The organism is Streptomyces sp. TG1A-60, assembly GCF_037201975.1.
Classification (GTDB): Bacteria; Actinomycetota; Actinomycetes; order Streptomycetales; family Streptomycetaceae; genus Streptomyces.
The window spans coordinates 5,711,899-5,736,334 of sequence record NZ_CP147520.1 but is presented as its reverse complement, the minus strand read 5'-3'; the positions used below and the strand labels follow the sequence as shown (position 1 = coordinate 5,736,334).

Below are 24,436 nucleotides of genomic sequence, written 5' to 3'. Positions count from 1 at the left end.
AACGGCGGTGGCGGCAGCAGTCGGCCAGGCGACCCCCAAACCCGGTCCACCTCAGGTGAAACGCTGGTATCAGACGCGCCCGTCACCGTTCCCCTGGGAGCAGGCGGCCCTCGATCACATCAGGCAGCGGATGCCGGTCACCGCCCCGCACTACGCCTGGGCGACCTTCTCCTTCACCGCGATGAGCGGCCGTATCAATGAGTGCGATCTCTTCATCGCCGTACCCCGTGGGCTGTACCTGGTCGAGCTCAAGGGGCACCCGGGCCGGGTCGTCAACAGCGGCGACACCTGGAGCTTCCACGCCCCCGATGGCCGGATCCGCACGATCCGCAATCCGCTGCACCTCACCGACCTGAAGTCCAAGGAACTCAAGTCCCGCCTCCAGGAAGCCGCCCGCGAGATCTGTCCGGGAGAACGGATCCCGCGCATCGACCCGGCGGTCTTCCTGTCCGACCCACTGCTTGAGAGCCGGCTGGACACGGTGCAGCGCACCCATGTGTACGGGCGTGACGGCGCCGGGACGGGGCTGCCCGGCATCTGGGACGACTTTCTGAGCCTCGCGCCGGAGCGCGAGAACTGGCGGATCACCGAGAACTTGGCCCGGCACCTGCCCGCATTGATGAAGAAGATCGGGGTGCGGGCCTCCACTGCCCACCTCGACTTCGGCGACGGCTGGAAGCTCTCCTCCCGCCCTCTGGACGCGGGCCCCACCTGGGAGGACCGGCTCGCGGAGCGCAAGGAGATGATCCACGAGGAGGGTCGGGTCCGGGTCTACCTCGTCGAGCAGCTGGCGAGCGAGGAGAAGCGCCGCTCCGCCACCCGGGCCGCCGAGCGCGAGTACCAGGTGCTCCAGGGCATCACCCACCGCGGTATCGCCCAGGCTGTCACCATCCGCCAGCACCAGGGCGGTCCGGCGATCCTGTTCCGCCACCGTGAGAGCGATCTCCGCCTGGACAACTACCTTGCGGTGCACGGCGCGAAGCTGCCCGATGCGGTACGCCGTGACATGGTCCGCCAGCTCGCCGAGGCCGTCCGCTACGCCCACCGCCGCTCGCTCTACCACCGCGCGCTGGCTGCCCGCTCGGTGTACGTCAGCGCGCGGGAGAGCGGCAGCAACCCGGTCCTGCGGATCATCGACTGGCAGGCGTCCGCACGCGACTTCGACACCACCTCGCTGCGCTCGCTCGGTGAATCCTCCTTCACCGGGGAACACATCGAGGACGCCGCCCAGTGCTACCTCGCGCCTGAGACCGATGCCGACTTCCCCGACCCGGTGGACCTGGACGTCTTCGGCCTCGGCGCGGTCGCCCACCACATCCTGACGGGGATGCCGCCCGCCGGGACCCGCACCGCGCTCAAGGAGCGGCTCCAGGCCGACGGCGGACTGCACATGTACGCGGTCAGCGACGCCGTCGACTCCGGCCTCGACGAGCTGGTGTACGCCGCCACCCGGGCCTCGGTCGACGAGCGCCTCGACTCCGCCGACGCGTTCCTCGCCCGGCTCGACGAGGCCGAGCAGGCCAGTGCCGCCCAAGCGATCGCCGTGGAGGCCGACCCCCTCGACGCCACACCCGGACAGGCCGTCGACGGCGACTGGACGGTGGAGCGGGTGCTCGGCTCGGGCGCCACCGCGCGCGCCCTGTATGTGACCCGCGTCAGCGAGGACGAACGTGGGCGGAGGGTGGAGGAGGAGCGGGTCCTCAAGGTCGCTCTGGACGCGGAGAAGAACGAGCGTCTGGCCTCCGAGGCCGCAGCCCTGCAGCAGGTCAGCAGCGGCCGCATCGTCAAACTGTACGAGGGTCCGCGCACCCTCGCCGGCCGGACCGTACTGGCCCTGGAGTGCGCGGGTCCCGAGACGCTGGGCCAGCGGCTGCGCAGCCACGGCCCGCTGGGCTACGAGGAGTTGGCGTCCTGCGGCGAGGACCTCTTCACGGCGCTCGACGACCTGGCGGCCAGAGGCATGCGCCACCGCGACCTCAAGCCCGACAACCTCGGGATCAAGGTCAGGGAGGACGGCGAGCAGCAGCTGATGCTGTTCGACTTCTCTCTGGCGGCCGTCTCCGACCGGGACATCAAGGCGGGCACCCGCGGCTACCTCGACCCGTTCCTGGGTGACGCACGGCGGCCTGTGTACGACGACTACGCGGAGCGGTACGCAGCCGCCGTCGTCCTGCACGAGATGGCCGCCGCCGAGCGGCCCACGTGGGGCAATGGCACCGACGACCCGCTGACCGCCATGGAGGACGAGACGCCGATCCTCGCCTCCGACGCCTTCGTGGCCGTACTGCGGCCGGGCCTTGAGGCCTTCTTCGAGCGGGCCCTGCACCGGGACGTCAACCGCCGCTTCGAGACGCTGCGGCAGATGCGGGACGCCTGGCGGGCGATCTTCACCGATGCCGACCGCACCCAGCCGCCTCCGACCACGGACACCGTGTCGCTCCTTGGGGTCGGTGGGCTGCCAGAGGGGCTGTCCGAGGACGACGTCCGAGACCTGTACGCGGAGAAGGCGAAGGTCTCCACCACGCTCAGGGACGCGGGGCTGACCGAGCGGGCGGCGGCGGTGGCCGAGGAGCTCGGCGCGGTGACGGTCGGGGAGCTGCTCGACATACCGCTGCCCCGCTTCCGGAACAAGCGCGGGATCGGCGCAGTCGTCAAGAAGGAGCTCAACCGGCGACACAGGCAGTGGACGGCGGCGCTCCGGCCGAAGAAGTCCAAGGCCGCGACTGCCGTGCTGGTAAAGCCGGTTGAGGATGTCGTACCGGTCGCGGACGACAAGCTCAGCGCGCAGCACGAGGCCCGGCAGAACGTGGAGCGGCTCGCGAGCCTCCTCAACCCGGTGCCGGCCGGCCGCAAGGACAACAAGCGACCGCAGGTGGTCGCGGCATGGCTCGGGCTCGACGGCACGTCGGAGGTCGGCGCCTGGCCGACCAACCGACAGGTGGCGGAGGCGGTCAAGGTCTCCGAGAACACGGCCTCCAAGCACCTCGGCTCGGCCATCGGCGACTGGGCCGAGGCAGGCTGGATGGGCATCCTGTGCGATGAACTGGTCGACGCGGTCCGGGATGCCGGCCGTGTGATGACCGCCCGCGAACTGGCCCGGGTGCTCGCCGCCGGTCATGGCTCGGAGAGCGAGACCAGCGAGGGAACGGAGGCCGCCGCGCTCGCCGTCGTACGGGCGGCGGTCACCGCCGAGACGCTGCTCACCGGCCGCGACGAGGAGCACGAGCCCCGACTCGCGCAGTTCCGGCGCCGGGGGCGACTGATCGTGGCCCTGGAGTCGCTGGACGGGTCCGACGCCCCGACCTCCGACGAACTCGCCTCGTACGCCATAGAGTTGGGCGATGCGGCCGAGAAGATCGCCGCCACCGATCCCCTGCCCGACCGGAGTGCGGCACTGCGCGACCTGCGGGCCGTGGGCACACCCGAGGGCATGGACCCGCTGCCCGACGCCCGACTGGTCACACTCGCCGCCGCGACCTCGGCGGGGGCAGCCGCCTCACCGCGTCTTGAGGTGTACCCCAGGACGCTGGAACTGTGGCGGGCCCTGCAGATCTCGCAGGCCGCGGCGGGCGTGCGCCGCGAGGTCGGCATCAGCCTGGACGGGCTGCTGGCCCGGCTGCGTTCACGCTTCCCCGAGATGGCGCTGGGGAATCCCACGTATGTCGAGGTCGAGGACGCGCTGCAGAAGGCCGGCTTCCCGCTGACGTACGAGATGGCCGAGCAGCGTTTCAAGCCGCCGCTGCCCCTCGCGCCGGTGGGCGGTGGCAGCAGTTGGCTGTACTCGTCCTCCACTGGCACGGTGACGGCGGCCTCCCGCGCGCAGGCGGCGAGGGCGGGCGCCGGGCGGGACCCGGTGGCCCTGCTCACCGCGAAACTCAACTCCGCGGTACGCGAAGGCGGTTTCCTCGCACTGACCGTGCCCGTCAAGCGGCTGCGCGGCGAGAGCGGATCGGTGACGGAGGCGGTCGCGGGCGCGTTCCCGGTGGTGCCGGTGAATCTGGCGCGGGTCTTCCTCAAGGAGTTCCAGGCGCTGGCCACTGAGCACGGCACGGACTGGTCCAAGGTGCTGGGCGCGGACACCCGGTACACCAGGAGCGGCGAACTGCCGGGCGGACTACGGTCGTTCGTGGTCCGGGTATGGCCCCGGGTCGCGGAGCGACTGGAGGAGGCGGCCTCCCGGGAGCCGGGGACGGCTCTGTTCGTCCATACGGCCGGGCTGCTCGCCCACTACTACGAGGCGGGCGGGCACGAGCTGCTGGTGGGGCTCCAGCGGGAGGCCCGCAAACCGGGCGGACGGCCGCACGGGCTGTGGCTGCTCGCTCCTTCTCACAATCCGCACGGCGCGCCGGAGCTGGACGGACACACGGTGGAGGTGACCGGCGGCGACGCGGAACGCGTGGTGCTGACCGAGGACTTCCTCAAGAACTTGGCTGCACTTCGAGAGGGACTGACACAGTGAGCGCGCGCGGTAGTGGTGACAATGGCCTGTTGAAGGACCTCCGCAAGCAGGTCTCGCTCCTGGAGGACGACCTGCGGGCGCGCAGCGACTCGGTGGAGGTGTACCGGGCGGAGCTGAGGGCCGAGTACGGGAGGGCCTTCGAGGCGGAGCGTACGGCGGCCACGTACGAGGCGTGGCGGGACGAGCGGGTCACGCAGGTCGCGGCGGCGTGGGTCCTTGGCTGCGTCTTCGTACGGTTCTGCGAGGACAACGGGCTGATCGCACGGCCGTGGCTGGCGGGCGTCGGCGAACGCCTGAAGGACGCGGAAGACCACGACGCGGCGTTCTTCGCGGCACACCCGGAGAAGAACGACCGAGACTGGATCATCGCGGCGTTCGAGCACCTGGCGGGGACCAACCCAACGGTCGCGGGCCTCTTCGACCGAGCGCACAACCCGCTGTGGGAGATCGAACCGTCGTACGAGGCGGCGACGGGGCTGTTGAAGTTCTGGCGGCGGGTCGGGGCGGACGGCGAGATCGTCCACTCCTTCGTGGACGAGGACCTGGACACGCGATTCCTCGGCGACCTCTACCAGGACCTGAGCGAGCACGCCCGGAAGACGTACGCGCTGCTCCAGACCCCGGTGTTCGTGGAGGAGTTCATCCTCGACCTGACGCTGGAGCCGGCGGTGGCGGAGTTCGGGCTGTCACCGGTCGTCGAGATCCGCGACGGGCACGGCGGGGTACGCGAACTCCCGGCGGGTCTGCGGACTATCGACCCGGCGTGCGGGTCGGGGCACTTCTTGCTGGGGATGTTCGAGCGGCTGCTGGCGAAGTGGCGGGACATGGACAAGGCGGCGGACGACTGGACCCTGATCCGGCGCGCGCTGGATGCGGTCCACGGCTGCGACAAGAACCCGTTCGCGGTGGCGGTGGCCCGGTTCCGGCTGCTGGTGGCAGTGTTGAAGGCGGCCGAGGAAGTGCCGGAGAAGCGGCGGCTGGATGCGCTGGGGGAGTTCCCGATCAATATCGCGGTGGGGGATTCCCTGCTGCACGGTCGCGGGGCGCCGAAGCGCGAGAGTGAGGACCTGTTCTCCTCCCAGGAGGTCTTCCACTACCGGACCGAGGACATCGAGGACTACGCGCAACGGTGCGACCTGCTGACGCGGGACACGTACCACGTGGTGGTCGGGAACCCGCCGTACATCACGGTCAAGGACAAGCAGGAGAACCTGAACTACCGGGTGTACGAGTCCTGCTCGGGCAAGTACGCGCTGTCGGTGCCGTTCGCCGAGCGGCTGTTCCAGCTGGCGGTGCGGACCTCGGGGTCGGAGCGGGACGCGGGGTACGTCGGGCAGATCACGGCGAACTCCTTCATGAAGCGGGAGTTCGGCAAGAAGCTAATCGAGAAGTTCTTCCGGCTGAAGGTCCACCTGACGCATGTCATCGACACGTCGGGGGCGTACATTCCGGGGCATGGGACGCCAACGGTGATTCTGGTGGGGCGGAATTATGTGCCGCGTCCGGAAGAGCCGATTCGGGCGGTGCTGGGGGTTCGGGGGGAGCCGACGCAGCCTCAAGTTGCCGAGAAGGGATTTGTATGGGCCGCGATTGTCAAACAGATTGGCGAATCCGACAGCGAATCTGAATGGATTAGCTCTACCGATTCCCATCGCATGAACTTTTCATCCTACCCATGGAGTCTTTCGGGCGGCGGCGCGAGCAGCCTAATGTCCATCCTAATTCGCGACACCCATCCGCTGGATTCCCGAGAGGGCATTTCGGTGAAGGTTCACGCCATCCTCGGAAACAATGACGCCTTCATGGCCGATCGACCGACCCTCCAATGGGCTGCAGAGTCGGCACCGTTCAAGGAAATTTCTGCAGGCGATAACATTCGAGACTGGTCGGCATCCACTCGATATGCATTGTGGCCCTACTCGGAGCGTGTCGAGGCAGAGCGCCTGCGCACATCACCAGCGTACTGGCCGTGCAGGACCGAGCTGCGGAACGGCCTGGTCTTCGGCAAAACGCGCGAAGAGAGAGACATGGCATGGAACGAATATGCCATGCTGTCAAATACCGTCAAAGCGAATGACGCTCTCATTACCTTCTCTTGCGTGGCGACACACAATCATTTCTCCCTTAGCGGGAGCTCCGTGTTGCACAACCAGCACGCGCCGGTAGTTCAATTCCAAAAGGAAAAATACATCGGTGAACCAATCTCACTTCTAGGGATCCTCAACTCGTCGTCGGCGTGCTTCTGGCTCAAGCAGGTCAGCCAGCCGAAGGGCGGCGCCGACAACTCTAGTGGGGGTGGCAATCGGTGGAGTCCGGAGCCCTGGATTGAGCGCTACGAGTTCACCGGAACCAAGCTCAAGGAATTCCCCCTCCCCTCCGACCTCCCCCTCCCTCTCAGCCGCTCCCTCGACGCCCTCGCCCAGGAACTCGCCGCCCACGAGCCCTCCGCCGTCTGCGGAGCAGAGACTCCGCCCACCCGCGCCCGTCTCGACGCCGCCCACACCGCCTGGACCCGTACCCGCCAGCGCATGATCGCCCTCCAGGAGGAGCTCGACTGGGAGGTCTACCACTCCTACGACCTCCTCACCGACGCTGAGAAGGCCCGCCTGACCGCCCCCTCCCCCGCGCCCACCACCATCCCCCGAGTCAAGCTCGGGGAGCGGGCGTTCGAGATCGTGCTGGCGCGCAAGCAAGCCGCCGGGGAGGTGGAGACCGCCTGGTTCGACCGCCACGGATCCACCCCCGTCACCGAGATCCCAACCCGCTGGCCGGACTGGTACCGGGACATCGTGCAGGCCCGTATCGACACCATCTCCGCCCGCCGCGACCTCGCGCTCATCGAGCGCCCCGAGTGCAAGCGGCGCTGGGCCACCGACCCCTGGGAGAAGCGCGAGAAGGCCGCCCTGCGGACCTGGCTGCTGGACCGGTGCGAGGACAAGGCTCTCTGGTTCCACATCCTCAACGACTTCGAGCAGCCCCGTACCCTCACCGTCGGCCAGCTCGCCGACGAGCTGGAGAAGCGTCCCGACGCGGACGCGATCCTCAACACCGCACGCCTCTACGCGACCCACCTCGGCAAGCCGAACCTCTCCCTCACCCAGGTCCTGGCCGACGTGGTCGACGCCGAGCACGTCCCCTACCTCGCCGCGTACCGCTACAAGGACACCGGCCTGCGCAAGCGCGCGCAGTGGGAGAACGTGTGGGAGCAGCAGCGTGAGGAGGACCGCACCGGGGAGCGGCTCGACATCGCCGTACCGCCGAAGTACACCTCCGCGGACTTCACCAAGCAGTCCTACTGGTCGAACCGGGGCAAGCTCGACGTGCCCAAGGAACGCTTCGTGTCCTACCCGGACGCGAACCCCGACTCCGACCCGACCCTCCTCCTCGGCTGGGCAGGCTGGGACCAGCGCGACCAGGCGACCGCCCTGCTGAACCTCGTCAGCGATCGCCGCAAGCAGCAGGACTGGCCGACCGAGCGGCTCGTACCGCTGCTCTCCGGAATCGTGGAGCTCATGCCGTGGCTACGGCAGTGGTTCGGGGAGGTCGATGAGGAGTGGGGTGAGGAGTCGGCCGCCGAGGAGTTCCAGAGCTTTCTGGACGGGGAGTTGGCGAGCGCACAGCTCACCCCGGCCGCGCTCACCGAATGGCGTCCGGTGAAGAAGACCCGAGCACGCAAGGCGGCGACAGCCACGGCAGCGAAGACGAAGCAGAAGCAGACGGCGATCACAACGGAAACGGTGGAAGACGATGAGTAGCGGCAACGGCGACCTCTACCTCAGGGACGTACTGGACCTGTCCAAGGATGTCCTCGCCGGGTCGTTCAAGATCGAGCTGTCCGGTGGCTTCGACGAGACCGCCAAGCGCGTGGGCGAGTACGTGGTCACCCCGCAGTTGGAGCAGGCGCTCCGCCGGGCCCTGAAGATCGTCGAGGCGTCGGTGCGGGCGGGGTCATCCAACGCCGCTTATCTGCACGGCTCCTTCGGGTCCGGCAAGAGCCACTTCATGACCGTGCTGCACGCGATCCTCTCCAACGACCCGGCCGCCCGTGCCAAGCCGAAGCTCCAGCCGGTCATCGCGGACCACGACGCCTGGCTGCGGGACCGGAAGTTCCTGATGGTGCCGTTCCACCTGGTCGGCGCGACCGACCTCGACTCGGCGATCCTCGGCGGCTACGTACGCACGGTCCGGCAGCTGCACCCGGACGCGCCGGTACCGCCGGTCTACCGGGCTGACGCGATGTTCGACGACGCCCGCCGACAGCGGGAGTTCTTCGCCGACGACGAGCAGTTCGTCCGCTGGCTCGGCAACCCCGCTCTGCCGACAGAGGAGAAGGCACCCGCCCAGCAGGCCGCAACCACAGCCGACGACGAGGCCGACCTGGTCGACCTCGACGTCAAGGAGGCCCCGAAGGTCTGGACCCCGGCCCTCCTCAACCAGGCTCTGGCCCCCTCCCCCGACCCGAAGGTCCGCGAGTGGCTGGCGTCCGCGCTGCTGTCGGGCCCGTACTCCTCGTACTCCCGTGGCGCTCTCGGCGCGAAGAACGCCTTCCTGCCGCTCGAGAACGGCCTGGACATCATCAGCCGGCACGCCAAGTCCCTCGGCTACGACGGTCTGATCCTCTTCCTCGACGAGCTGATTCTCTGGCTCCAGGCGCATCTGCGTGAGCGGACCTTCGTCAACGACGAGGTCAACAAGCTGGTCAAGCTGATCGAGTCCGGCACGGGCGGCCGTGCCCTGCCGGTGGTCTCCTTCATCTCCCGCCAGCGCGACCTGTCCGAGCTGATCGGTTCGGACGCGGTCGGCGCCGAGGCGAAGAACCTCGAACAGCAGGTCAAGTACCTGGCGGGGCGCATCGACCCGATCAGCCTGGAGGACCGCAACCTCCCGGAGATCATCAAGGAACGCGTCCTCAAGCCCAAGGACGACGCCGCGAAAGCCGCCCTCGAAGCGGCCTTCGCCCGGATCGAGACCTCGAACCAGTCGGTACGCGACGTACTCCTCGACGCCAACGGCGTCACCCACGCCGACTGGAAGGACTTCAAGGCGCTCTACCCCGTCTCGCCCGTCCTGCTCAACGTCCTGGTGGCCCTCTCCGGCGCGCTCCAGCGCGAGCGCACCGGTCTCAAGCTGCTCCAGCAGATGCTCTACCAGCGGCGCGAGGACATGTTGGTCGGCGAGCTGATCCCGCTGGGCGACCTGTGGGACGTACTGGCCGAGGGAATGGGCGAGGCGTTCACCGACCGGCTGCGCAGCGAGGCCGAGGCGGCGACCCGCTTCCACGACAAGGTGAAGGACCACCTGCTGCAGAAGTACGGGTCTGCCGAGGACGCCAAGTACAAGGCCGACGAACGCTTCGTCAAGACGATGCTGCTCGCCTATCTCGCACCCGAGGTGCCGGCTCTCGCCCGGCTGACCGGGCCGCGGTTGAACGCGCTCAACCATGGGTCGATCCGCTCGCGCACCGGTCAGGAGGACCGGATCGTGGTCAGGCGGATGCAGGAGCTCCAGGCTCAGTTCCCCGGCGAGCTGCGCAGCGACGGCCATGATCTGGACCCGGTGTTCACGCTGCATCTGTCCGATCTGGATGTGGAGCCGATCCTGGACAGCGTCGGCGAGAAGGACACCCTCGGGGCACGCAAGCGGTGGGTGCAGGACTGGCTGTGGCGGGAGTTGAAGATCGCCGACAACGGTACGCTCGTCGCCGACCGTGAGATCGTCTGGCACGGAACGCGCCGGACCGCGGAGTTCGTCTTCGAGAACGTACGCGATCCGCAGATCCTGCCCGACGCGCAGTTCGAGCCGTCCACCCCTGACCGGATCCGCTTCGTCATCGACTACCCCTTCGACGAGGATGAGAAGGGCACACCCAGCGCGGACGAGAACCGGGTCTACCGCCTGCAGCGGGAGAAGCCGGACGCGGCGACCGTCGTCTGGCTGCCGTCCTTCGTCTCCGGCCAGCGGGGTACCCAGCTCGGCCGCCTACTGAAGATCAACTACCTGCTGGACCGCGACCGGTTGAAGGACTTCGCGACCCATCTGGGCTCCGACGACCAGGTGCGGGTGCGGCATCAGCTGGAGGCGCAGCGCGAGACGCTCGTCGCGCAGCTGGGGCAGGTGCTGCAGCAGGCGTACGGGATCGCGAAGGCCAACGAGAGCGACCTGGGCGCCCAGGTCACCGAGGGCAAGCACGTCCACGCGCTGTACGCCGGGCACACCCCGCAGCTCCAAGGCGGCGGAGCCTTCGAGTACAACCTGCTGAAACTCGCCGACGGTCTGCTGGACGCGATGTATCCCAAGCACCCGAACTTCGACCGTCAGGAGAGCCGCAAGCCGGTCACCGCCGCGAAGTTCAAGATGGCGTACGGCTGGATCGTCAAGGCCATGGACGACAGCTCGCGCCGGGCCGTCGTCGACAGCCGCGAGCTGGGCGATGTGGCACGGATCGTGCATCCGCTGGAGCTGGGCGAGGTGCACGACGGGCCGCTGAACGTCTCCACGGACTGGCGCCGGCACATCGACCAGCAGGCGGGCAAGCACGGCGCGAAGGGCGACTTCGGGGTCGAGGACATCCGCACCTGGATCGCCGAGCTAGGCTGGACGGGGCTGGACAGACTGGTCTCCAATCTGGTGATCGCGACCTATGCCCTGCTCGCGGACCGTTCCTGGGTCTACAACGGCAAGGCCGACAAGGCGCCGGCGCTGGACCAGATCGGCCCCGGCTGGGCGCTGCGGGCACAGGAACGGCCGAGCGAGGAGGAGTACACCAGGGCGCACGAGCGGGCCGCGGCATTGTTCGGAACGAGCGTGCCGACCGTGCTGTTCACCCGTAACGTCAACGCGCTCGCGGCGGACGTCCGCGCCAAGGCGGAGGCGCGCGAGGGTGCCGTCAACGGGCTGCGGCGGGCGCTGGTCCGCTACCGCTCCGCCCTCGGCATCACCGGCGAGGCGCCGACCGCACGCGAGCAGTCGGTGCGGGACGCGGCCGACCTCCTTGCGCGGATCAAGCAGACTCCGGAGGCGACACCGCTCGCCCGGGACCTGGCGGCGGCTACGTATGCGACTACGTACTTCGAACTGGGCAAGGTGATCTCCTCGGCCCAGGAGGTGCTGGACGCGCTGGAGGACACCGACTGGGAACTGATCGACAGCGTGCGGAAGTACACCGGCCGCGGGGACGGCCTCGCCGACCGGTCCGAGCGGCTGCTCGCGGAGATCGCGGACGCCGCGTCGAGGAACGAGTTCGACACCAGGCTGAAGCCGGTCCTCAGCGGGGCGCGCAGTCAGGCGGTGGCTCTGATCAACGAGGCGGCGCGGCTGAGCACCGTCGCGCCCGTGTCACTCCCGCCCCCGCCGGCCGTCGAGCCCGAGGTGGACTCGCCCAGTTCCGGTACCGGTCCCAGCGATGTCAGCCCGACCACGGGCGACCGGCCGCCGCTGCCCTCCCCTCCCACCACTGCGACAGCGTCCTCTCGTCGCTCGCGGCGGGTGAAGGCCGCGGAGGGCGGGAGCGTGCTGGAGAGCGCACTCAGCCGGGCTCTCGCCGACGTACAGGACGAGATTCGCGACTACGCCGCCGCACATCCGGACGTGGAGATCGAGATCAACTGGCAGGTGCTGCACGCCGGTCAGGGTGACGGCTCGTCGAGTCTGCCGGGCGGCGATCTCTGATGGGAGCCCTCGTGCCCGAACTCGACCAGCGGGTCATCACCGGGCTGCTCACCACCCGCCTTGCCCACACCAAGGGGCGGCGGCTGCTGCTGGTGCACGGGAAGTACGCGGCGAGCGGGCCCGAGGAGTTCAGCGTGCCGGCCGGCGACGGGACACGGCGCAAGGTCCGGGTCGCCCACACCACCTCGGTACTCGGACTCACCGACGCCTGGCAGGCCCATCTGGCCACCGAGGGCGCCGACTTGCTGGTGGTCACCACGGATGTGCCGGGGGAACGAATCAGTCTCGATCTGCTGGGCGAGATGGTGCGTTCGAAGATCATCGCCGTCGACGAGGCCGATATCGTCAAGCAGCTCTTCGGCGCCGCCGACCTCGACCCGCGGATGCGGCGCGACCCGTGGCTGTGGTTGCCCGGCGCACTGATCGACGCCGAGCCCGATGCCGCTCAGGGCTGCTGGCCGCAGCGCGGGGCCGTGCTCACCCTCGACGCGGCGATGCGTGCGCTGGTCGGGGTGCGGCTCAGGCTCGATGGCGTCTTCGAAGACGGGGCGTCGGTGGATGTCGACGCATTGTTGGCCTGGTCCCGTACGCCGGGAGGCCCCGAGCGCCTCGCCGCGCTGTCGGAGGCCGAACGCCAGGGCATCACCGAATGGCTGGCGCAAAGCGCGGGAGAGGCTGCGCCCGTGCTGCTGCGACTCGCGCTCCAGGGACGGGGGGCCGAAGCCACCGCACTGGGTGTGCTGGCGTCCGTCATGACCGAGGACACGGCGTCGGCCGACGCGGCTGTGGCACTGGGCTCGGTGTTCGGGTCGGGATCCCGGCCCTCCGAACTGCGCGCCTACGCACGGGCAGTGGAAGGCACCCTGACCCGCTGGATCGGCGAGGCCTCGGGCCGGGGGCCACAGAGTGAGGAGGCCCGACAGCGGGTTGTCGATGTGCTGCACCAGGCTGATCGACTGGCAGACAACGCACATCTGACCGCCGCGCTGGCCAGGAACCCCTTTCTTCCGTCCGGCTTCCAGGCGCGGCTGCACCGGCTGGCCGACGCCCTGTCCGAAGGGCCTCAGGCCGCTCAGGCCGCCTGGGAACATGTGGCGGAGCATCAACTCGCCGCCGTCCTCTACCCGAAGCGGGTCGAGCTCGCGCGCATGGCGGTACGGCTGCGTCGCTGGCTGGACGCGCCGGAACCGGCCGTGTCCTCGGTCGGCCAGGCTGTGCGCGCGCATGTCGCCGACTGGGGGTGGGTGGACCGGGCCCTGGCGCAGCTGTGGGTGGGGGACGGAGAGGCCGAGCCCGCTCTGGCGCAGGCGTATCGCACGGTGCACGATGCGGCGCGACGGCGGCGGGCCCTGCTCGACGAGGCTTTCGCGGCCCAGCTCGGGCCGTGGGTCCAGCACGCCACCGCCGCACAGCCCGGTGGGGCGCTGCCCATCGAGGACGTCCTGCTGAAGGTCGCAGTGCCGCTGGCGAAGCAGCGACCGCCGCTGGTCCTCGTGCTGGACGGGATGAGCAGCGCGGTCGTGGCGCAGCTCGGCGAGGAGCTGACCGGTGCGGGGCGCTGGAGCGAACTCTGCAGTGAAGGGCGGCGGGCCGCCGCTGTCGCGATGATCCCTTCGGTGACGGTGATCAGCCGGGCGACGCTGCTGTGCGGACGGCCGGTGTCGGGCGGGCAGAGCGTGGAGAAGGAGGGGTTCGCCGCCTTCTGGAAGCAGCACAAGCGCCCGGCGGTCCTCTTCCACAAGAGCGAGATCCCCGGGCCGGCCGGGCAGCTGATCGACGCACGACTGGTCGCGGCGATCGCCTCGGACGACGTGGTCGGTGTCGTACTGAACACGATCGACGAGAGTCTCGATCACGGGCAGCAGAGCTCACTCGCCGACTGGTCGGTGAGCCGGGTGAAGTACCTCGCCGAGCTCCTCAACTCCGCGCGTGGGCAAGGGCGTCCGGTGGTACTGGTGTCCGACCACGGGCATGTGCTGGACCGGACAGGCGTCGAGGTCGGGCCGCTGGCCGTCGAGGGTGTGGAGTCGGCCCGCTGGCGTACGGGGACGGTGGCCGGTGAAGGCGAGGTCGCGCTTGCCGGGCCTCGGGTGCTGGAGAACGGTGGCCGGGTCACCGTGCCCTGGTCGGAGGAGATCCGCTACTCCCCGCGCAAGGCCGGGTACCACGGCGGTGCTGCGCTCGCCGAGATGACGGTACCGGTGCTGGTCCTGGCACCGTCGGCCGAGCTGGCACCCGCGGGGTGGAGCGAGCTGCCACGCGAGTCCGTACAGCCGTCGTGGTGGGAGGCGGAGGCCGCGTCCGCACCCGTACCCGCCCCCGTCAAGCCGGCGAAGAGGGCAGCGAAGGCCAAGCCGAAACCACGGCCGCAGGAGGGCGAGCTGTTCGCAGACGACGCGGTCGAGGTGCCCGCCGCCCCACCGGCGGAACCGACCGTGCTCACCCTCGGCCAGCAGATCGTCGGCACCACGATCTACAAGCATCAGCGCAAGTTCGTCCGCAAGCCGCCGGAGCACAAGGTGGTGGCCGCCGTCATCGACGCGCTCGACCACGCAGGCGGCACGCTCTCGCTCGCGGCGGTCGCCGCGGCCGCCATCGGCTCGGGTGGCCGTACGAACACCCGTCCCGAGGGCCTTGTGACCGTGCTGACCCGGCTGTTGAACATCGAGGGCTACGAGGTCATCAGCCTGATCGACTCCCGGACCAGGGTCCGGCTCAACCGTGAGACGCTGCGCGAGCAGTTCGAGCTGTCCGAGGAGAGCGTGTGAGCGCCGCATCCGTCAGCGCGGCCCGCCGCCGCGAGGTCATCGACGCGCTGCGGCGCGGGACCGTGCCGCAGTCGGGACTCGACCTGTTCGCGGTCGGTCTGGACCGTTTCACGCCCGCGCTGGATGAGCGGATCACAACGATCGCATCGGGGGGCGCGTCCTTCCATGCGATCCGCGGAGAGTACGGGTCCGGCAAGACCTTCTTCGCGCGCTGGCTCGCCGAACGGGCCAAGCGGGCCGGGCTCGCCACCGCCGAGATCCAGATCTCTGAGACGGAGACCCCGCTGCACAAGCTGGAGACCGTCTACCGCCGGCTCACCGAGCGGCTGACCACCGCGACCGAACCGGCCAGCGCGCTGCGCTCGGTGGTCGACGGATGGTTCTACACCCTTGAGCAGGAGGTGGACGAGGCGCATCCCGAACTCGCCGAGGACGACGAGGCGTTGGAGGCTGCTGTCGAGGACCTGCTGGAGGCGCGACTGCGCGCGGTCGCCCAGACCACGCCGGCGTTCTCAGCGGCTCTGCGCGGCTACCGCAAGGCCACGCTTGCCGGGGATTCAGCGACCGCCGAGGCTGTGATCGCCTGGCTCGGCGGCCAGAAGTCGGTGGCGGCCTCCGCACGACGGACCGCAGGGGTACGCGGAGACCTGGACCACTTCGCGGCGCTCGGCTTCCTCCAGGGGCTGCTCACCGTATTGAAGGACTGCGGCCATCCCGGGCTCTTGGTGGTCCTGGACGAGATCGAGACCTTGCAACGGGTCCGGGGGGACGTACGGGAGAAAGGGCTGAACGCACTGCGTCAGCTTCTCGACGAGATCGACGCAGGCCGCTTCCCCGGACTCTTCCTGGTGATCACCGGCACCCCCGCCTTCTATGACGGACAGCAGGGCGTACAGCGGCTCCCGCCGCTCGCGCAGCGGCTGGCGACTGACTTCTCGACCGATCCGCGCTTCGATTCGCCGCGGGCGGTCCAGCTGCGACTGACCGGCTTCGACCTCGTGCGACTCGGCGAACTCGGCTGTTCTGTAAGGGACTTGTACGCGGGCGCAGCCAAGAACCCTGAGCGCATCGCCGCACGGGTCGACGATGCGTACGTCGCCGAGTTGGCCACCGCCATGACAGGCAGGCTCGGCGGGCGGGCCGGGATCGCCCCACGATTGTTCCTGCGCAAGCTTGTCGCGGACGTACTGGACCGGGTCGACGAATTCGACGACTTCGACCCGCGCCAGCACTACGCGCTGACGGTGAACACCATCGAGCTGAGCGAGGTCGAGCGCAACGCGGCAGCCGACAGCGCCGACGAGATCGAGTTGGAGCTGCCATGACAGGCGCCCCCGAACCGCTCGACCGGTTGCATCCCGGACTGGTCCATCACATCGTCAACACCCTGGGATGGCGCGGGCTCCGTCCTCTGCAGGAGGAGGCGATCGAGCCGCTGCTTGACGGCTCGGACGCTGTTCTTCTGGCCCCGACCGCCGGCGGGAAGACTGAGGCTGTCTCCTTCCCGCTGCTTTCGAGAATGGCGCAGGACAACTGGACCGGCACCTCGGTGCTGTATGTCTGTCCGCTGAAGGCGCTGCTGAACAACCTTCTGCCGCGCCTGGAGACGTACACCTCTTGGCTGGGGCGGACCGCCGCCCTGTGGCACGGAGACGTGTCGCAGCCGCACCGTAAGAAGATCCTGCGGAACCGGCCGGACGTACTGCTGACCACTCCGGAATCGCTGGAAGCGATGCTCGTCAGCACCAATGTCGATCACCGGGCGTTCTTCTCGGGACTGCAGGCCATCGTCGTCGACGAGGTGCACGCCTTTGCGGGGGATGACCGGGGATGGCACCTACTGGCCGTACTCGAGCGGTTGCAGCGGGTCGTTGGACGACCGGTACAACGCATCGGGCTTTCCGCGACGGTGGGCAACCCGGAGCAGTTGCTCACCTGGCTGCAGGGCTCAGGGAGCGGGCACCGCACGGCGCGGGTCGTCGCCCCGCACCTGCGCGAAAAATCCCCCCGCTGCCACCGCCCGGCGACATCCAGGTCGACTTTGTGGGCTCCTTGGAGAACGCGGCCACGGTGATCGCAGCCCTGCACCGCGGCGAGAAGCGGCTGGTGTTCTGCGAATCGCGCCGACAGGTCGAGAAGCTCGGAGAGAGCCTGCGGGCCAAGGACGTGACCACTTTCTTGTCCCATGCGTCCCTGTCAGTGGATGAACGGCGGCGGGCAGAGGAAGCCTTCGCCGAAGCACGCGACTGCGTGATCGTCTCGACCAGCACCCTGGAACTCGGTATCGACGTGGGCGACTTGGACCGCGTCATCCAGATCGACGCGCCCGCCACCGTGGCTTCCTTCCTCCAGCGTCTTGGCCGTACCGGCCGGCGGCCGGGTTCCACCCGCAACTGCCTGTTCCTCACCGTCGACGAGGATGGACTGATCGGTGCGGCAGCCCTGCTGCTTCTGTGGTCGCGCGGCTGGGTGGAGCCAGTGGTGGCGCCACCGGAGCCCCGGCACATCGTCGCCCAACAAGTACTGGCCCTCTGCCTGCAGGAACATCGGGTCGGGGACCGACTGTGGCAGGAATGGTGGGGAGGGCTCGGTCCCTTCGGAACGTCGGCCGAGCCCATCGTGCGCCACCTGATCGAGGAGGGGTTCCTGGACCGGGACGGAGGGATGCTGTTCATCGGCCCCGAGGCGGAACGCCGCTTCGGCTACCGGCACTTCATGGACCTCACCGCGGTGTTCACCGCGGCTCCGGAATTCAGGGTGATCTCGGGCCGTACCGAGATCGGCACGACCAATCCCGCGCTGCTGACCGAAGAGGTGGCGGGTCCTCGGCGCCTGCTCCTCGCCGGACAGAGCTGGCAGGTGACGTACATCGACTGGTCCCGACGGCGATGCTTCGTCGAACCGGTCGACGGCGGCGGCAAGGCGCGCTGGGGAGGAGCTGGTTCCGGCCGGACCGCCTCGTACGAACTGACTCGCGCGGCACGGGAAGTACTTCTCGGTGCCGACCCGCCGGTCGCCCTCACTCTGCGTGCCAAGACCGCGCTCACCCAGGCACGCGAGGGCAGTTCGGAACTGGTCCACCCCGACGGGACAGTGGTCGTAAGGGGTGGGCGCGACACCAACGTGCGCTGGTGGACCTGGGCCGGCTACCGGGCCAACGCGACCCTGGCGGCCACACTCACCACGATCGCCGATCCACTCCAGAGGCCAACGGACACCTGCATCCGACTTCGCGAGGACGTGACGCCCGCGGAATGGAGGAAGGCCATTTCCGAGGCCGCCGATCAACTATGCCTTCCCGCAGTGGATGCGCGTGCGCTGAACGGCCTCAAGTTCAGCGCCGCGCTGCCAACCCGGCTCGCAGAGGCCACCCTGGCCGCACGACTCGCAGATCTGGACGGTGCGACGGCTGCGCTCATAGAACCGACCAGATTCACAGTCCTGGGACAGTGACTTGTCATCGATCAGCGACAGGCCGACAGGCCGACAGGCCGACAGGCCGACAGGCCGACAGGCCGACAGGCCGACAACGTGGACCGGCCCCAGCAGATTAGGCTCGTACGTCTCGCTGCTGAACTTCTTTGAGTACTCCGGCCACCGTCGCGAAGTCGTTGTCCACATGGAGGACGGTGTGCCCGTGGTGGACCGCGGTCGCACACACCAACAGGTCGATCGCTCCTGCCGCGCGATGCTGGGCCCGCTGGGTCAGTTTGTACTGGGCAGTGTCGACCCAACGCCAGGCATTCTTAGGAACGGGAGAGAGGTGGCAGAGCGCGTCCAGCTCCTCCGCCAGCTCGTCCCGGTGGGACGGGCTGGTTGCCGAGTAGAGAAATTCGGCGCGTGTCGGCTCGCAGAGGTGGAACACCCCGGCGGCGATGTGCCCCTCCCAGGGCGGCAATGCTCCGGGGGTGCGGAACAGGTGCCACAGGGCGGAGGTGTCGAGCAGGTATGTGATCACCCGAAGGCCTCGCGCCGGGCACGCTTACCTGCGTCGTGCGCCGCCGCGGCCTGCTCGAACTCACCACGAGCACCGCGCGCGGCCAGCTTCTCGGCGGCATCGAGCCGCTTGATCCGTGCAACGTAGTCCCGCAGGGCCGCGTTGACCGTCTCTTTCTTTGTCGTGACACCCATCAGCCGCATAGCCTCGGCGAGCGCCTCGTCATCGAGATCAATTTGCGTGACGGACATCGGGCACCCTCCAGCATCCGTGATGTATGCTATCATGATACATCGCCAACATTGGAGCCGGCCACCTCTCAGGACCGCCTGCCGGAGGTGACGGGGCGAGGCCTGGGCGGTTCCTTGCGCGGCACTGGCGCGACAGACACGCGCAACACCCGATGCAGTAGCGGCTACCGGACCACTCGCTGACCAGGAGAGGACCGCCACCGAAACACTGCGCGCGCGGATCACGTTCGACAGGCGCCAGACCTCGTACCGCGGTCGTGAAGCCGATGCGCGGCGCACACGCGACGGCTGCGATCAATCCGGCAGTGGCGCGACATATCCGATTTGAGGAATTTCCCGGCCTCAACTTCGGCCTCAACGCCATGAAACCATGATCACCACGGCTGCCAAGATCCTTCAAGTCACCCGATCCGCCAGCAAAGTTGCTGGTCAGATCGATTCCGCGCGAGTAGCGGATGGTGGGGCGGGTGGGACTCGAACCCACGGCCGACGATTATGAGAGTCCTTTGAGGATCTTGGCGGCCCTTGCGTTTCTTCGCTCATTCTTGGCGTTTTTGCAGGTCAGGGCTGTGAACCTCTGCTGATGCTTCGCAGCCCTTGTCAGTCTGTACCTGTCCTTGTGGCCTCAACGCGGCCTCAATGAGGCCCCAAGGAGCCAGACCCATGGCACGCTGGACGATCTCGCCAGCTCGGGCACGGGGATTGGAACCCGCCAGCAGCGGATTCCCCTTCCAACGCGCAAAGGTTCCGCCCTGGCACCAGGGCGGAACCTTGCACAGGCCAGCATGCCTAGCGGCCTCAAGCCGACGGTGCGGCGAATGATCGACTACTTGACTTCCGGCCCAAGCACTGCGCGGGCATCCTTGAGCAAGAGCACCATGTGCAGCGCATCCGTGGGGGAAGGAATGAACCCGAACCGTGCATAAAACTTGGCCGCCTCGGGGGTGGCGGCGTGGGTCAGCATCGCCCTGACACCAACGGCTTCTGCTGCTATGAGGGTCCGCTGGATTGCGTCACGCAACAGGCCACCACCAAGGCCACTCCCCTGATGCACCGAGTCCACTGCGAGCCGCCCTAGCAGGATCAGCGGAACCGGCTGCGGCATCCCCTTGCCAGTACGGTCAGGAAGATCCGCCTTAGGCGCCGACGCAGTAGAGAGGCAGTAATACCCCGCCACCCGATCAGCCTCGACCGTTGAGACAAACACGCGCGCCGCACCACTGCGATGGTTGGTCAGCGCATACCGCTTGAGCCACTGGTCCAGCACCGGATCACCGCAGTCGAAGCTCGCAGTATCGTGGATGCTGGCCAGCGGCTCAGGTCGGTTCCAGCGGCTCACTCATCGCCCCCGAAGACATCCGGACGGGCGAACAGCTCCACCAGCTCGGGGATGACCTTTGGAGGAGCGTCCAGCATTGCGTTGAACTTCTCCCACGCTTCATCATCGAGAGGGAAGAGACGCCTGTCAGCAAGAGCGTGTTCCGTTGCTGTATCGGCAGCTGCGGTGACGAACTCAGTCAGTGACTTGCCCTGGATGGCTGCGGCTGCCTCGTACCGCGCCCGACGCTCATCAGAAACTCTGAGTTGGATGCGGTCATTCTTCGGAGCTGCCCGACGGACAGCCCCACGTTCCGTCTTGGTTCCCATGTCTAGAATGTACTCCAAACGTACTCCGATGGCTAGCGTTGTGCTGAATCAGCAATCTCCGCACACCAACAGGCGATGCAGGCAGCTAGCTAGTCACGAACCATTGCGGAGGCCAGCCGACACCTGGCGCACTGGGGCAACAGGAGCAACAAGGCGAGCAGGCTCCACATGACAGAGCGCACGCCTACAGGGATCCGAGGCCCAGACATAGCCCTCACAAGGCTCCCGCGCGGCGCACCTGCGGCCCTGACAGTACGGGACGCAGCGAACTAGGAGATGCGGGTCCGCCACGCCGGCGTCGTAGCCACCGCGCTCGACGAGTAGACCATCCAATGGCCAGCACAACGAGGGCAACCCGTGGGTGTCGCGGAGCCGCTCCGCCACACCCGTACAGGAAATCGGAGCTGCACGGCGCTGGGCTACCCAGTTATGGATCGTTCAAGATCGGCTGGGCAGTACCACTGCAGCGAGACTGAGAACTCCGGAGCAACGCGGGTGCCGTCCGGCACGAACGGTTACCATGTGTAGTCACATGGAGGCTACACAGCCACCCCAAACCGGGAAGGCTCATACGAGGCGAGGCGCGGCCAACACAGGTATCAAGCGGCCTAAGGGCCGCGGCAGTGTGTCGATGAAGGTGAAGAGGGCCGGAAACGCCACCTCGACGGGCGGGGGCAGCAAGGCCAACAGTGGTATCGACTACAGCTAGCGTCCGGCCGAAGGCACGGGCAGCAGAGTGGGGAATAGAACGACGATGGCCCGGGACAAGCGCCAGCAAGGCCCCGCCGAGGCCCGGACCGCGGTCACGTTAGCCAATACCGGGGATGCAACAGCGACGTCCGGAGGCACTGCGGTGACCGGTTACCGCAGCCCTGCCCTGGGCACCGACCCTCCCTGCAGCCCGGTAAACCTGTCCCGCACCGGGGCCGCCACCGCCACCGGGGGCGGACTCGCTAACACCGGCTACATCGGCACGGTGACCATGGAGCAGCGCACGCCCCAGGAACCGGCCCTTTGGCCGCACCAGGTCGGCGTCATCCCACCTGCGGCCAGGTCTTTCCAGCACCGCGCCCAAGCAGACCGGCTACGTACGAAGGTCGACGGGGGTGGCACCGCCGTGCTGACCCAGATGCTGACTGGCATGGGCGGGGTAGGTAAGACCCAGCTGGCCGCCGACTACGCCCGCACCGCATGGGACGACGACAGCGCGGCTGGCGGCCTGGATGTCCTGGTGTGGGTCACCGCGAGTAGCCGTCAGGCCATCGTGACCGGATACGCGCAGGCTGGCGTCGAGCTATGCCGGGGCGATCCCAATGATCAAGAGAAGGCCGCGCTTTCCTTCCTGGCCTGGCTCACCCCCAAGGCCGGGACGAAGCCGTGCCGGTGGCTGATCGTCCTGGACGACGTCGCCGACCCCGCCGATCTGCGTGGTCTGTGGCCGCCCGCCGGCGCCCACGGCCGCACTCTGGTCACCACGCGCCGTCGGGATGCCGCCCTCGCCGCAGACAGCCGCCACACTATCGAGATCGGCTTATTCACTGCCGCGGAAGCCCTCGCCTACCTCACCGCGTCCCTGGCCGGACACGGTCGTTACGACTCCGCCGACGAGTTGACCGCCTTGGCGAACGATCTCGGATACCTGCCCCTGGCCCTGTCCCAGGCTGCCGCGTACATCATCGACACCGCCGACGCCGTGGCCACCTACCGCGCCCTGCTTGCCGACCGCACCACCGCACTTGCCGCCATCGCCCCCGACGTCCTCCCCGATGACCAGGCCCTGCCGCTGGCCGCCGCATGGTCTCTGTCCGTCGACCGTGCCGATACCCTGCGTCCCGCTGGCCTGGCCCGCCCCATGCTCCAGCTCACCTCCCTGCTCAATGCCAATGGCATCCCCGAAACCGTCCTGACCAGCGAGCCCGCCCGCGCCCACCTCACTGTGCACCGCACTCGCACCGGTCCGAACCCCGCCGAGGAAGCCGCCCCTGTATCTCTCCGGGACACGGTGCACGCTCTGCGGGCCCTGCACCGGCTCAGCCTCATCGACCACACCCCTGACACCCCGCACCATGCCGTCCGCGTCCATCAGCTCATCCAACGCGCCACCCGCGACACCCCTCACCCCCCACCACCACGAGCAGACTGCCCACGCGGCCGCTGACGCCCTCATGGCCACCTGGCCCAAGAACGAACGCGACACCGACCTCACGCAAGCTCTGCGCGCGAATACCACTGCCCTCAGCAACTGTGCGGAAGACGCGTTGTACCGGTCTCGCGCTCATGCGGTTCTCTACTGGGCCACCATTAGCCTAGGGAAGATGGGACAAGTCATCGCTGCCCGTGACTCATTCACCCATATAGCCGCCATGGCTCACCATCACTTCGGCGCGGATGCCCCCGACACTCTTGCCGCTCGGCAGAACCTGGCCTACTGGCGAGGCCAGGCGGGCGACCCCGCCGGGGCCGCCACCGCGTTCGCGGAACTGCTGCCCCACATGGGGCGGGTACTCGGCAATGATCACCCCTCTGTTTTTGGTACTCAGGGCGAGCTCGCGCGACAGCAGGGAGAAGCGGGAGACGCAGCCGGAGCAGCCGCCGCACTCACCGAACTGCTAGAACATATGGCGCGGGTGCTCGGCAAAGACCACTACGACACCCTCAGAGTCCGCCGCAACCTTGCGCACTGGTGTGGGGAGGCAGGAGATGCAGCCGCAGCAGCAGCCGCATTCGCCGAACTAATGGCCGACCAGGTGCGGGTGCAGGGCCCAGATCACCCCGACACCCTTATGGCACGGCACAACCTCGCTTACTGGCGGGGGGAGGCGGGAGACGCAGCCGGCGCAGCCACCGCATTCACCGAACTGCTCACTGACCGACGTCGGGCCGTGGGCGACGACCACCCTCACACGTTGGCGACCCAAGGGGAGCTTGCCCGGTGGCGAGGTCGCGCGGGTGATGCAGCTGGGGCCAAGGCCGCGTTCACCGAACTGCTGGCGGACGGGAAGCGGGTCCTGGGCGACGAACACCCGTATGTTCTTGACCTTCGGGGACACTTGGCACGGTGGCGGGGGGAGGCGGGAGACGCAGCCGGAGCCGCCGCCGCATTCGCCGAACTAATGACTGCCCAGGTGCGGATACATGGCCTAGACCACCCCAACACTTTCAATGCCCGAGGTCACTTGGCACGGTGGCGGGGGGAGGCGGGAGACGCAGCCGGCGCAGCCACCGCATTCGCCGAACTAGCGGCTGACGCAAAGCGAGCCCTGAGTGACAATCACCCCATCACCCTCAATGCCCTGCACAGTCTAATTCGGTGGAGTAGCCGGATAGGTGATGCATCGGGGACTGCCGAGGCTCATAAGTTACTCCTGCTTGCTCGGCGTCGACTCCTGGGCGAGAACCATCCTGACACCCTCGCCGCCTGCGGCAGCTACGCCCATTGGCTAGGGGTGGCAGGGGATGCAGGCGGGGCCGTCGCCGTGACTGAGCAACTGCTGGAGCAGATGGCACGGGTGCTCGGCGAAGACCACCCCCATCTGCGGATTATCCAGCACAACCTCGCTCACTGGCGGAAGAAGGCCGAGGGCATCCCGGACGCTTGAGTTCGCGGTTCTGGCGCATGCTCTTCTCTGCGTGAGGGAGGGCCTGGCCTACTTCCGCCTCCGCCCCGCATCCTTGCTCGCCGTAGCGGAGAGGCTAAAGAATTGTT

The 24,436-nt window shown here is 68.2% G+C and carries 12 protein-coding genes and 2 pseudogenes; 9 read left to right on the top strand and 5 right to left on the bottom strand.

Features of this window, described 5'->3' with window-relative positions:
* The first annotated feature begins 7 nt into the window (after positions 1-7).
* The 6 genes and pseudogenes from pglW to WBG99_RS24795 all read left to right on the top strand — a co-directional run bounded on the left by pglW (position 8) and on the right by WBG99_RS24795 (position 18,348).
* Entirely contained in the window at positions 8-4,459 is a 4,452-nt protein-coding gene (pglW, locus tag WBG99_RS24820) for a BREX system serine/threonine kinase PglW (RefSeq protein WP_338898415.1), read from the top strand.
* 29 nt (positions 4,460-4,488) lie between these two features.
* On the top strand, positions 4,489-8,214 hold the full coding sequence (pglX, locus tag WBG99_RS24815) for a BREX-2 system adenine-specific DNA-methyltransferase PglX (protein ID WP_338898414.1): 3,726 nt from the start codon (positions 4,489-4,491) through the stop codon (positions 8,212-8,214).
* Positions 8,207-12,127 (top strand): PglY protein, encoded by a 3,921-nt coding sequence (locus WBG99_RS24810; protein WP_338898413.1) that lies wholly within the window; start codon positions 8,207-8,209, stop codon positions 12,125-12,127. The genes pglX and WBG99_RS24810 overlap by 8 nt, the downstream gene beginning before the upstream one ends.
* Positions 12,128-12,138: 11 nt before the next feature.
* Positions 12,139-14,895, top strand: a complete 2,757-nt coding sequence (gene pglZ / locus WBG99_RS24805; protein ID WP_338898412.1) for a BREX-2 system phosphatase PglZ — start codon at positions 12,139-12,141, stop codon at positions 14,893-14,895.
* Positions 14,892-16,220 carry a BREX system ATP-binding protein BrxD gene (gene brxD / locus WBG99_RS24800; RefSeq protein ID WP_338898411.1) on the top strand — a complete coding sequence of 443 codons (1,329 nt, stop codon included), beginning with the start codon at positions 14,892-14,894 and terminating at the stop codon, positions 16,218-16,220. Before pglZ ends, brxD begins: the two co-directional genes overlap by 4 nt.
* Positions 16,217-18,348 (top strand): annotated as a pseudogene (locus WBG99_RS24795) (DEAD/DEAH box helicase). The gene brxD and the pseudogene WBG99_RS24795 overlap by 4 nt, the downstream one beginning before the upstream one ends.
* A 97-nt stretch (positions 18,349-18,445) precedes the next feature.
* Here WBG99_RS24795 and WBG99_RS24790 read toward each other — a convergent pair.
* The 4 genes from WBG99_RS24790 to WBG99_RS24775 all read right to left on the bottom strand — a co-directional run bounded on the left by WBG99_RS24790 (position 18,446) and on the right by WBG99_RS24775 (position 20,730).
* Complete coding sequence (locus tag WBG99_RS24790; protein ID WP_338898410.1) at positions 18,446-18,853, bottom strand: PIN domain nuclease; 408 nt, start codon at positions 18,851-18,853, stop codon at positions 18,446-18,448.
* A complete protein-coding gene (locus WBG99_RS24785) occupies positions 18,850-19,083 on the bottom strand; it encodes a type II toxin-antitoxin system VapB family antitoxin (protein WP_338898409.1) in 234 nt (77 codons plus the stop codon). The genes WBG99_RS24790 and WBG99_RS24785 overlap by 4 nt, the downstream gene beginning before the upstream one ends.
* Positions 19,084-19,909: 826 nt before the next feature.
* On the bottom strand, positions 19,910-20,422 hold the full coding sequence (locus WBG99_RS24780) for a GNAT family N-acetyltransferase (protein WP_338898408.1): 513 nt from the start codon (positions 20,420-20,422) through the stop codon (positions 19,910-19,912).
* Positions 20,419-20,730: a DUF1778 domain-containing protein gene (locus WBG99_RS24775; protein ID WP_338898407.1), complete on the bottom strand. Its 312-nt coding sequence runs from the start codon at positions 20,728-20,730 to the stop codon at positions 20,419-20,421. Before WBG99_RS24775 ends, WBG99_RS24780 begins: the two co-directional genes overlap by 4 nt.
* 853 nt (positions 20,731-21,583) lie before the next feature.
* On the opposite strand from WBG99_RS24775, the gene WBG99_RS24770 reads away from it, so the two are divergent.
* A complete protein-coding gene (locus WBG99_RS24770) occupies positions 21,584-22,888 on the top strand; it encodes an NB-ARC domain-containing protein (protein ID WP_338898406.1) in 1,305 nt (434 codons plus the stop codon).
* A 184-nt stretch (positions 22,889-23,072) separates the two neighbouring features.
* Here the strand turns inward: WBG99_RS24770 and WBG99_RS24765 are convergent, their stop codons facing one another.
* The gene (locus WBG99_RS24765) at positions 23,073-23,249 is read right to left on the bottom strand and encodes a hypothetical protein (RefSeq protein WP_338900607.1); all 177 of its coding nucleotides are present in this window, start codon (positions 23,247-23,249) and stop codon (positions 23,073-23,075) included.
* Between WBG99_RS24765 and WBG99_RS24760 the strand changes: the two are divergent.
* Positions 23,223-23,699 (top strand): annotated as a pseudogene (locus WBG99_RS24760) (tetratricopeptide repeat protein); the annotation flags it as partial. The gene WBG99_RS24765 and the pseudogene WBG99_RS24760 sit on opposite strands and share 27 nt — an antisense overlap.
* A 507-nt stretch (positions 23,700-24,206) precedes the next feature.
* Positions 24,207-24,329 carry a hypothetical protein gene (locus tag WBG99_RS24755; RefSeq protein WP_338900606.1) on the top strand — a complete coding sequence of 41 codons (123 nt, stop codon included), beginning with the start codon at positions 24,207-24,209 and terminating at the stop codon, positions 24,327-24,329.
* Positions 24,330-24,436 lie beyond the last annotated feature (107 nt).